The organism is Azotobacter armeniacus (genome assembly GCF_054779355.1).
In genome coordinates, this window is record NZ_BAAGYK010000018.1 from 1 (window position 1) to 10944 (window position 10944).

11 protein-coding genes and 2 pseudogenes are annotated in these 10944 nt (G+C 60.5%); all 13 read right to left on the reverse strand.

What is annotated here, in order from left to right; all coding sequences use genetic code 11:
* The coding region (locus tag ACYVD0_RS04105; RefSeq protein WP_460425624.1) for a helix-turn-helix domain-containing protein at window positions 1–238 on the reverse strand (238 nt) is incomplete at its 3' end.
* Window positions 239–327: 89 nt separating this feature from the next.
* Window positions 328–717, reverse strand: a complete 390-nt coding sequence (gloA, locus tag ACYVD0_RS04110; RefSeq protein WP_460425625.1) for a lactoylglutathione lyase — start codon at window positions 715–717, stop codon at window positions 328–330.
* A gap of 350 nt (window positions 718–1067) precedes the next feature.
* Entirely contained in the window at window positions 1068–1247 is a 180-nt protein-coding gene (locus ACYVD0_RS04115) for a PA3496 family putative envelope integrity protein (RefSeq protein ID WP_460425626.1), read from the reverse strand.
* A 104-nt stretch (window positions 1248–1351) separates the two neighbouring features.
* Window positions 1352–1990 carry an endonuclease III gene (nth, locus tag ACYVD0_RS04120; protein WP_460425627.1) on the reverse strand — a complete coding sequence of 213 codons (639 nt, stop codon included), beginning with the start codon at window positions 1988–1990 and terminating at the stop codon, window positions 1352–1354.
* 29 nt (window positions 1991–2019) lie between these two features.
* Window positions 2020–2733, reverse strand: coding sequence for an electron transport complex subunit E (locus tag ACYVD0_RS04125; protein ID WP_460425628.1), 714 nt, complete (start codon window positions 2731–2733; stop codon window positions 2020–2022).
* The gene (gene rsxG / locus ACYVD0_RS04130) at window positions 2730–3383 is read right to left on the reverse strand and encodes an electron transport complex subunit RsxG (protein ID WP_460425629.1); all 654 of its coding nucleotides are present in this window, start codon (window positions 3381–3383) and stop codon (window positions 2730–2732) included. Before rsxG ends, ACYVD0_RS04125 begins: the two co-directional genes overlap by 4 nt.
* Before the next feature lie 3 nt (window positions 3384–3386).
* Complete coding sequence (locus tag ACYVD0_RS04135) at window positions 3387–4418, reverse strand: RnfABCDGE type electron transport complex subunit D (protein ID WP_460425630.1); 1032 nt, start codon at window positions 4416–4418, stop codon at window positions 3387–3389.
* Window positions 4419–4500: 82 nt separating this feature from the next.
* Window positions 4501–6579 carry an electron transport complex subunit RsxC gene (gene rsxC / locus ACYVD0_RS04140; protein ID WP_460425631.1) on the reverse strand — a complete coding sequence of 693 codons (2079 nt, stop codon included), beginning with the start codon at window positions 6577–6579 and terminating at the stop codon, window positions 4501–4503.
* A complete protein-coding gene (gene rsxB, locus ACYVD0_RS04145; protein WP_460425632.1) occupies window positions 6576–7139 on the reverse strand; it encodes an electron transport complex subunit RsxB in 564 nt (187 codons plus the stop codon). The genes rsxC and rsxB overlap by 4 nt, the downstream gene beginning before the upstream one ends.
* Entirely contained in the window at window positions 7136–7720 is a 585-nt protein-coding gene (rsxA, locus tag ACYVD0_RS04150; RefSeq protein ID WP_460425633.1) for an electron transport complex subunit A, read from the reverse strand. Before rsxA ends, rsxB begins: the two co-directional genes overlap by 4 nt.
* 159 nt (window positions 7721–7879) lie before the next feature.
* A complete protein-coding gene (gene metG / locus ACYVD0_RS04155; RefSeq protein ID WP_460425634.1) occupies window positions 7880–9940 on the reverse strand; it encodes a methionine--tRNA ligase in 2061 nt (686 codons plus the stop codon).
* A gap of 112 nt (window positions 9941–10052) precedes the next feature.
* Window positions 10053–10598 (reverse strand): annotated as a pseudogene (locus ACYVD0_RS04160) (ISAs1 family transposase); the annotation flags it as partial.
* Window positions 10599–10779: 181 nt separating this feature from the next.
* Window positions 10780–10944: pseudogene (locus tag ACYVD0_RS04165) on the reverse strand (transposase family protein); the annotation flags it as partial.

Below are 10944 nucleotides of genomic sequence, written 5' to 3' on the forward strand. Positions count from 1 at the left end.
GGCCGCTGCGTGCCTTGTCCCTGAGCCCTTCCAGTCCAGTGGACTTCCAGGCGTCGAACCAGAGCGATACCGTCTCGCGTGTGATGGCGAGAATGTCGCTGATCTGGTTGATGCTGTAGCCCTTGTGGCTGAGCACGATGGCATGGGCACGACGGCGCAAGGCTGGTTTCTCTGCGTGCGTATAGGCCTCCATCAACGCCTGAAGGTCTGTGTCGGAGAGAGACGACACGAATTTCATGGGGGCTCCGGGAACCGCTGAGACGAGGTGCTTAGTATGCCGGAAAACTTACGCTCTAGTACTTAATTCAGACCTTCCCATATATTTACTCAAGCTTGGTTTTCCTGAATTAGTTCGATTTTGTAGCCGTCCGGGTCGTTCACAAAAGCGATGATTGTTGTTCCGTGTTTCATGGGGCCGGCTTCTCTGGTCACGTTACCACCATTTTGCTTGATGTCTTCGCAGGCTTTGTAAGCGTCATCAACAGCTATGGCAATATGACCAAAAGCGGTACCTAACTCATATTTGTCAACGTTCCAGTTATACGTCAATTCAATGACGGTATTTTCCTCTTCTTTCCCATATCCGACAAAGGCCAAAGTGAATTTCCCATCGGGATAGTCAAGCCTTCTGAGAAGGCTCATACCCAAGATGCGGGTGTAGAAATCAATCGATTTGTCCAGGTCAGTTACACGGATCATGGTATGTAGGAGGCGCATGTCTAATTCCTGTTTGGATAGGGCGTTCAGTGGAAGCTCAAGGTAAAATTTAACTTGAAGTGGCAAGCCATAGCAATTGCATCCAGCACCATAACTAATGAATAGTTATGCTTTTGAAAGCTATGCTGAAGCGAGTCGGAAACAGGGGCAAGATCCTCTTCTCATGCAAGGCCATTGCCTCGCTGGATAGGGGGGAAAGAAGGCGGTTTGGCCTGACCTCCACGATCAGAGCAATGCTTTCAAGCTCAGGCCAATTGTCATGAGCGGCGATATCCAATCCGAAACAAGCGGTTGAAGGGGCGTTCGTCTAACCTTAAAACTCATATAATTTAAGGGGGTCAAGTTCGTATTCAAATATCGAAGTCGTAGTCAGCGAGGTCCTTCTGCAGGCGACGCTCTTCGAGATAATTATCTATGATTCGGCGCTTGGTCAGATTGGTTTTGGTAACTTCGATTTGGGCTCCGGCGTCGTCCGCTTCCTCGGTGGCAAAATCATCATCGAGCTCAATATCAGCTTTGTCGGTGGCCATATGTTCACTCCAGGCTACGGGCGCTATGGCGCTCCTTATAGCGGCAAAGCCTGGGAGGGTAAAAAAGATTTTTTCAATTGATCATGGTTGTTTGCAATGAAAGATTAATCGTTAGATGTCTTGTGCTTGTATTCGCACAGGTCTTCGATGTGGCAACTACTGCATAGCGGCTTGCGGGCCTTGCAGACGTAGCGACCATGCAGGATCAGCCAGTGATGGGCGTCCAGGAGATACTCTTTGGGTACTAGTTTGACCAACTTGCGCTCGACCTCCAGTACGTTCTTGCCCGGTGCGATGCGGGTACGGTTGCTGACCCGAAAGATATGCGTGTCCACCGCCATGGTGAAATGTCGAAAGGCAGTGTTGAGGATTACATTGGCTGTCTTGCGGCCAACTCCGGGTAGCGCTTCTAAGGCCTCCCGATTGTCCGGAACCCGACTGTTGTGCTTCTCGATGAGGAGACGACAAGTCTCAATGATATTTTTTGCCTTGCTGTTGAATAGGCCGATGCTTCTGATGTACTCGCTCAGTCCTGCAACACCCAAGGCGAAGATGGCTTCTGGAGTGTTGGCTACCGGAAAGAGCTTGGCGGTGGCTTTGTTCACCCCAACGTCGGTGGCTTGAGCGGAGAGGATCACTGCGATCAGCAGTTGGAATGGTGTGCTGTAGACAAGTTCTGTGGTAGGGCTGGGGTTGTCTTCGTGGAAACGGCGAAAGATTTCCCGGCGTTTGGCAGCGTTCATGATTATTGGATGGACTTCAGGCTATGGGGTTATTCGATCACTCCGGTTACCCGCACGCGACGGTTCGGGGCCGGAGTTTGTGGTTGCCCAGCCTTGGCCCGTTCGGCACGGCGCTCGTCAATCCGATTCTTCAATGCAATCAAAAGTCCTAGAATAATGAAAGCTCCAGGCGGCAGTATGGCCAGCAGAAAACCCTTATAGTCGTTGAACAGTACGAGATGCCAGTCGCTCGCGATAGGGCCAAACAGCAGGTGCATGTTGGCAAACAGTGCACCAGTGCCGAATAGCTCGCGCAGTCCGCCCAGCACAACTAGCACCGTGGCAAAGCCCAAGCCCATCATCAGCCCGTCGAAGCCAGCCTGCAGAGGGGGGTGCTTGGCGGCAAAACCGTCAGCGCGGCCGAGGATCACACAATTGGTGGTGATCAGCGGGATGAAGATACCGAGGATCTGGTACAACTCATAGGTGAAGGCCTGCATCAGGAGTTCTATGCAAGTGGTTAGCGCGGCGATGATCAACACAAAGACCGGCAGGCGCACAGCGGTATCTACCACACTCCGGACCAGCGACACTGTGACGCTAGAGCAGCTCAGCACTAGCACGGTGGCCAGTCCGAGTCCCAGGGCATTGACCGTCGAGTTACTCACCCCTAGCAACGGGCAGAGCCCGAGGAGTTGTACCAGCGCTGGATTGTTCTTCCACAGGCCGTTGAAGCTCAGTTCGCGGTAGCTGGGGTTACTCATGGGTTACTCCCTTGCTGCTCGGAGAGCTGGGTGTTTAAAAGTGCCATCTTGTTGGCTTGGAAATATTGCAAAGCCTGATGAACCGATTTGACCACGGCCCGTGGAGTGATAGTGGCGCCGGCGAATTGGTCGAAATCCCCGCCGTCTTTCTTCACAGCCCATCCAGACTCGTCGGGGCTCTCGAGTGATTTGCCCTCAAAACTACGAATCCAAGGGTCCTTGGCCAGTTCGATCCGATCCCCCAAGCCAGGAGTTTCCCGGTGGCCGATGACCCGTACTCCAGCCAGCCGACCGTCGGCCTGGATGCCGATGAGCAAGTGGATGGCACCACTGTACCCATCCGGAGCCGTGGCCCGGAGAATCACCGCAGTGGTTTGACCGTTCTTGCGAGCGAGCTGGGCCGGTTGCGGACTGCGATGGCCGAGCAGTGGTTCGTTGAGCAGGATGCTGCTGACAAGCAGATCGTTGTCGTAGCTGCCCGCCGGGAGAATCTCGCCCAGGGCGCGGACTTGGACCTGGCGTTCAGCAGCCTGGATCCGTTCGGCCATACCCTGTTGGAGCAGTGTGACAGTGCCGACTGTAGCTACTGCGAACAGTCCTAGCACCAGGCTGTTCTTCAGCATCGAGCGGCCGATCTCAAGCATGGGCATGGCTTATTCTCTTACCTTGAAGCCGCGTTCCGACTTGCGATGACCATAGGTGCGCGGACGGCTGAAATAGTCGATGGTCGGCGCGGCCAGGTTCATCAGCAGTACAGCGAAGGCCACTGCGTCCGGATAGCCGCCCCAGGTGCGGATTACATATACGAGGATGCCAACGCCAATTCCGAAGATTAGCCGTCCCTGGTTGCTGGTCGCACCGCTCACCGGGTCGGTGATGATGAAGAAGGCGCCCAACATGGTCGCGCCGCTCAGCAGGTGAAACAGTGGCGAGCCGTTGGAGTCGGAGCCCGAGCCGTTCCAGAACAGCAGACTCATGACAAACAGCGCGCTCAGCATGCCGACCGGCGCATGCCAGCCGAACAGGCGCCGCTGGAGCAAGAATAGGCCGCCAGCAAGGAAGGCCAGATTGACCCATTCGGCCCCTCGGCTCCCCAAGTAGCCGAATGCCGGACTCTGCGCCCGGAGCTCGTCCATGGTCAGGCTCCGATTGGTCTTCAGCACATCCAGGGCCGTGGCCTGGCTCCAGCCATCGGGCAAGGCGGCGATGCCGAGGATATGCTGGAGGCCCTCGGCCAGCCCGACGGCATGGGGAGCCGGCCAGGCGGTCATTTCCAATGGGAAGGAAATCAGTGCCACTACGTAGCCGACCATCGCCGGGTTGAAGGGATTCTGTCCTAGTCCGCCATAAACATGCTTGCCGAACAGGATGGCGAAGCCACAGGCGGTCAGGGTCAGCCACCAGGGCGAGTAGGGTGGCAGGGCCAGGGCCAGCAGTACGGCCGTGACCAGGGCGCTGCAGTCGTTGAGGAAGAAGCCGACCGGACGTTGTCGGAGGTTCAGAACGGTTGCTTCGAAACCGAGCGCTGAGACACTCGCCCAGAGCAGGTTGACCAGGGTGCCGAAGCCATACAGCCAGATCAGCGCCAGCAGGCCGGGCAGGGTAGCAATCATCGCCAACTGCATGACCTGGCGGGTACGATTGTTGCCTGTAGCATGGGGCGAAGTGATGCGGGGCAGGGCCATTGGTGCTCCGTTGTGTACTTGCTCTAGGTGGCGCGGCTACCGGGTTCGCTAGGCTGGACTGCCAGCGACAGCCGCAGCCGGGTTATTCGCCGTGGTGTTCTGCTAACCTGCGCTCGGCTTCAATCAGGCGTGTCCGTGCCGACTCCAGCGCGGGTGGATCGGCAGTTTCATCGCGCTCCAGCTTGCGCAGATTGGCACGTGCGAAGGCAAGTTCGGTCTTCAAGGCCCGTAATTTTTCGTCCACCGGGCGCTTGTCGGTGCGTACCAACTGTGGCACGGGCCTGTCTGAAGCCTCCTCGGCGGCATGCAGGGCCCGTTCGGCGCCGGTCAGGGCTTCGCGCAGGCACGCCCGTTCAGCATCGTCGGCACCTGCCTTCTCGGCCTTCTTCAGTTCGACGCGCTTCATTGCCAGTTCGATCTTGGCTTTTTTCAGGACTGTGTCGTTCGTCGCTGATGCTGGAGCGGCTGCCGTGGCGGCCTCCAGGGCCTGCTGAGCCGCTTCGGCAGCGGCACGCAGCTCGGCGACCTGAGCTTCCAGCGCTACCGTGGCATGGGCGGCAAGCTGTTTCTCCGCCTTCTTCAGGGTTACTTGGGCTACGCTGGCCTCTATTTTCAGCTTTTTCTGCTGTTCCGAGAGCCCGGCCGCCTGTCCGGATTGAGTAGCGAGCGGGATCTCCTGATGGGGCACCGAGGCGCTTTCCGCCTGTACTGCCTTGGCCCGTGCAGACTTTTCGAAGCGGGCCTTGCGTTCGGCCTCCTTTTGCTCCTCGCCCTTGCTCAGACGCTCCTGGCGTAGCTCGAAGCGCCGTCGGGAGTGCTCGGCCTTGTGTTGCTTCTGCTCCAGTTCGCGGATTTCCGCCTTGGCCGCACGGTAGTACTGCACTAGCGGAAGGCTGGAAGGGCAGACATAGGCGCAGGCGCCACATTCGATGCAGTCGAACAGATTGTGCAGTCTGAGCTGCTCGTGCTCCCGGCCCAGGGCGAAGAAATGCAGTTGCTGTGGCAGCAGGCTGGCCGGGCAGACGTCGGAGCAGGCGCCGCAGCGAATGCACGGCAATGCCGGTGGCGGTGGCGGTAATTCGCTGCGGGTCGGTGCCAGCAGGCAGTTGCTGGTCTTGATCAGCGGCGCGTCGAGCGAAGGTAGGGTGAAGCCCATCATCGGGCCGCCCATGATCAGCCGGTCCAGCCGGCCCGCGTCCAGCCCGGCGAAGGCCAGCAGTTCGCCCACCGGGGTGCCGAGGAGGGCTTCGACGTTCATCGGCCGCGCCAAGGCTTCGCCGGTCAGGGTGACGATGCGCGAGATCAGTGGCCGGCCAAGGCGCACCGCGTCATGGATGGCGACACAGGTGCCGACGTTCTGGCAGAGCATGCCGATGTCCGCCGGCAGGCCACCGCTCGGCACCTGCTGGCCGGTGAGGATCTCGACCAGCTGTTTTTCACCGCCGGATGGGTACTTGGTCGGCAGTACCCGTAGGCTGAACGGCAGCTCACCGAGGGCGGCCCGCACTGCAGCGATGGCCTCGGGCTTGTTGTCCTCGATACCGATTAATACCTGCTTGGGCTGGATCAACTGGACGAGGATCTCAATGCCGAGGACCAGTTCGGCAGCTCTTTCACGCATCAGCAGGTCGTCGGCAGTGATATAAGGCTCGCACTCGGCACCATTGATGATCAGCGTATGGATCTTCCGCTGCGGGCGCGCCGCCAGCTTCACCGCGGTGGGAAAGCCGGCGCCGCCCAGGCCATTGATGCCGGCCAGGCGGATCTTCTCCAACAACACCGCCGGCTCCAGGCTGCGGTAGTCGGCGCAAGGCTCCAGCGTAGTCCATTCGTCCAGTCCGTCGCTGTCGATGACGATGGCCGGCGCCAGCATGCCGGAAACATGGGGATAGGGCTGCAGGCCGATGAAGCTCACCATGCCGGAGGTCGGTGCATGCAGCGGGGCACTGACCCGTCCGCTGGCGGCGGCGATCTGCTGGCCTTTGAGGACCTGCTGACCGACCGCAACGATCGGTTCGGCAGGCGTGCCGATATGTTGGCCGAGCGGCAGGATAAGACGGGCGGGCAACGGGGCCGGCTGAATCGGCGTACGGCTGGAGAGCTCCTTGCGCTCCGGCGGATGGATACCGCCATGGAAATCCCAGAGTTTCATTTCGCTCATGCCGCCTGATCCCGATCGCTGGCGATCAGCCGGCCAGGAGGCAGGGGCAGATCCCATTTCCAGTTTTGCAGGGAGCCTGCGACTGGGATCATGTCGATGCAATCCACTGGGCAGGGCTCGACGCAGAGATCGCAGCCAGTGCATTCGGTGGCGATCACCGTGTGCATCTGCCTGGCGGCCCCGACGATGGCGTCCACCGGACAGGCCTGCAGGCACTTGGTGCAGCCGATGCATTCGGCTTCGCGGATGCGTGCGACTATTTGTGGTTTTTCACCTTCGGTGGCATCCAGCGGTTCGGGTTCAAGGTCCAGCAGCTCGGCTAGCGCCTGGATGGTCGCCTCGCCACCGGGTGGACACTTGTTGATCTTGTCACCGGCGGCGATGGCCTCGGCATAGGGCTTGCATCCAGGGTAACCGCACTGGCCGCACTGGGTCTGTGGCAGCAGCGTGTTGATTTGCTCGGCGATGGGGTTGCCCTCGACGCGAAAGCGCACTGCCGCATAGCCGAGGATGGCGCCGCAGACCAAGCACAGCAGGAGCAGGACGAAAACGGCGGTCATAGCTTGATCAATCCGGAAAAGCCCATGAACGCCAGGGACATCAGCCCGGCGGTGACCAGGCCGATGGCCGCGCCCTTGAACGGTTTGGGCACGTCGGCGATGGTGATGCGCTCGCGCAGGGCAGCGAACAGCACCAGCACCAGGGAAAAACCGAGACCAGCCCCGAAACCATTGATGCTGGCCTCGAGAAAGCCGAAGCCGGCCCTGTTGGCGTTGATCAGGGCCACGCCGAGGACGATGCAGTTGGTGGTGATCAGCGGCAGGAAGATTCCCAGTACGCGGTAGAGCAGCGGACTGGTCTTGTTCACCAGCATCTCGGTGAACTGCACCACCACGGCGATCATCAGGATGAAGCCGATGGTGCGCAGGTACTCAAGGTCCAGCGGCTTGAGCACGTACTGTTGCAGCAGGTAGCTGCACATGGCCGCCAGAGTCAGCACGAAGGTAGTGGCCAGGGCGAGGCCAATGGCGGTCTCGATCCGCTTCGACACGCCCATGAACGGGCAGAGGCCGAGGAACTGCACCAGCACGAAGTTGTTGACCAAAATGGCGCCAACCAGGATCAGGACGAGTTCGGGCATCGCGGGGGCACCGTCGCGCGGGCAGAGATCGAAAAAGAAGGGGCATCCATTATCCGGGAAGGCACCAGCGGGGACAACCGCGAAGGTTGTCCGGCGAAGGTGTCCGGATACTGGGATAAGGGTGGAAAACCGCAGGCGGGTTTTCCACCCCGGTGGATTTTAGTGTACGCGCTGACCGGGTTTGGCGCCGGCATCCGGGCTGAGCAGAAAGATCTCGCTGCCGCCGGGGCCGGCGGCTAGCACCATTCCCTCGGACATGCCGAACTTCATCTTGCGCGGCGCGAGATTGGCCACGTACAGGGTCAGACGGCCCTCCAGTTTGCTCGGGTCCGGGTAGGCGCTCTTGATGCCGGAGAACACGTTGCGCTTGGCGTCGCCGATGTCCAGGGTCAGGCGCAACAGCTTGTCGGCACCCTCGACGAATTCGGCCTTCTCGATCAAGGCGATGCGCAGGTCGACCGCGGCGAAGGCGTCAAAGTTGATTTCCGGTGCCAGCGGCTCCTTGATCAGCTCGCCGTTGCCTTGGGGGCCGTCGCCCTGCGGGGCGCTAGCTTCGGTGCTCTGGGCGGCAAGGTCTTCTTTCGAGGCTGCGATCATGGCTTCAATCTTCACGGGCTCGATGCGGGTCATTAGCGGGTTGAATGGATTCAACTGGTGGTTGGCCAGGCGCAGCTCATGGTCCTGCCAGGTCAGCGGGGCGACATTGAGGAAGCCCTCGGCGGCGGTAGCCAGGTTGGGCAGCACCGGCTTGAGGAGGATCACCAGCTGGCGGAACAGGTTGATGCCGAAGGCGCAGATTTCCTGGACCTCGGCCTGCCTGCCTTCCTGCTTGTTCAGCGCCCAGGGCGCCTTGTCGGCGATCCAGGCGTTGGCGAGGTCGGCCAGAGCCATGATCTCGCGCATGGCGCGGCCGAAGTCGCGTGCCTCATAAGCCTCGGCAATAGCCGGGGCGGCGGCCTGGAAGGCATCCCACAGCTCCGGCTCGGGGTTGGCGTCGACCATTACCCCGGCGTTGCCCTTGTGGATGAAGCCGGCGCAGCGGCTGGCGATGTTGACCACTTTGCCGACCAGGTCGGAGTTGACCTTCTGCACGAAGTCCTCGAGGTTGAGGTCGAGGTCGTCCACGCCGCGCGACAGCTTGCTGGCGTAGTAGTAGCGCAGGTACTCGGGGTTGAGGTGGTCCAGGTAGGTGCGCGCCTTGATGAAGGTGCCGCGCGACTTGGACATCTTCTGACCGTTGACGGTCAGGTAGCCGTGCACGTTGACTGCGGTCGGCTTGCGAAAGCCCGCACCTTCCAGCATGGCCGGCCAGAACAGGGTATGGAAGTTGACGATGTCCTTGCCGATGAAGTGGTACAGCTCGGCCTTTGAGTCCTTGAGCCAGAATGAGTCGAAATCCAGTTCCCGGCGGCGCGCGCAGAGATTCTTGAAGCTGGCCATGTAGCCGATCGGCGCATCCAGCCAGACGTAGAAGTACTTGCCCGGCTCGCCGGGAATCTCGAAGCCGAAGTAGGGCGCATCGCGGGAGATGTCCCACTCCTGCAGGCCGCCGTCCAGCCATTCGGCGATCTTGTTGGCCACCGCGTCCTGCAGGGTGCCGCTGCGGGTCCACTCCTTCAGCATTGCCTCGAAGTCCGGCAGCTTGAAGAAGAAATGCTTGGAGTCCTTGAGCACTGGAGTGGCACCGGAAATCGCCGAGCGCGGGTCCTTCAGTTCAGTCGGCTCGTAGGTGGCACCGCACTTCTCGCAGTTGTCGCCGTACTGGTCCTCGGCGCCGCATTTCGGGCAGATGCCCTTGATGAAGCGGTCGGCGAGAAACATGCCCTTGTCCGGGTCGAAGTACTGGGTCACCGAGCGGGTGGCGATGTGGCCGGCGTCGCGCAGGCGGGTGTAGATCAACTCGGCCAGCTCGCGGTTTTCCTCGGCGTGGGTCGAGTGGAAGTTGTCGAAATCGACCAGGAAGTCGGCGAAGTCGGCGCTGTGCTCGGCCTGCACGCCGGCGATCAGCTGTTCCGGGGTGATGCCTTCCTTCTCGGCGCGCAGCATGATCGCCGAGCCGTGGGCGTCGTCGGCGCAGACGTAGATGCACTGATTGCCGCGTTGCTTCTGGAAGCGCACCCAGATATCGGTCTGGATGTACTCGAGCATGTGGCCCAGATGGATCGAGCCGTTGGCATAGGGCAGGGCGCTGGTGACGAGAATCTGGCGAGCTTCGGACATGGTCTGTGCGGTCGGGATTGCGGAAGGAAAGTCCGCGAGTGTAAAGCCGCGGCGGTTTTTTTTCACCCGCAGGGGGCACCGCGGCAGGGCAATCGCATGAAGCCAAGCATTCTCATTCGAGTCCCGGCAGCTCGGCCCGATAATCATCCGAAGTGTCGGCGATGAGCCGGCGTGTCTTGAGGCTGCCTTTGCGCTGGCTCGGGTCCAGGCGGAGCAGGTTCAGCGGCAGCCGCTTCAGAGTCGCCAGATTATGGGCCGCATGGGCGGTACGCGCACATTCGGTCATCGGCAAACACCACGTCCAGGCACCAGTGCACGCGGTTCTCGATGCCCCAGTGCTGGCGGATCGCCGATGCCAGCCGCTTGGCATCCGGCGCCAGGCTGCTGATGTAGTAACGCCGCTCATGCGAAACCCTGCCCTGCAAGTGGCGCTCCGACTCGATAACCACGAAACAGCCGAGGTCGGGCCAGCGCTCGGGGTGAGCCAGGCAGGCCAGCTCGCCGAAAACATAACAGCGCCGGCATTGGACTTGGCCGCTGTGGCTTGCTGCCCCAGGATCGGTCCGGCGTCAGCCGCAAAGGCACTGACCAGATGCAGCGCCGCCTCACCGGCCGTGGCCGTACGACGACTGGTTTTGCCATCCAGGGCCACCACCTGAGAGGTTGTGAAAAAATCGAACAGTGCCGTGAGAGCCTCTCCAATCCCCTTCAAAAAGGCGTGCCATGTGAAAAGCGGGAGAGTTTATGAGCCAAATGGTCTTACTTTTCACGTAGCGCAACGTTTTAGCGGCTGTTTTGAAGGGGGGCGCAGCAGCCGCTTGAATTTTTCACAACCTCTGAGGCGAGAGCGCGGGCAACACCGCCTCGACCCAGCGCCGGAAGGCGGCCTCGAATGCCTGAGGCTGGATCAGCGCGAAGAGCCGGGCGAAGGTGTCATGCGAAGGAATGCCGTTGGGCAACGCCAGGTAGCGACGAAACCAGGGCAGCTTCTCCTGAGCCCACGC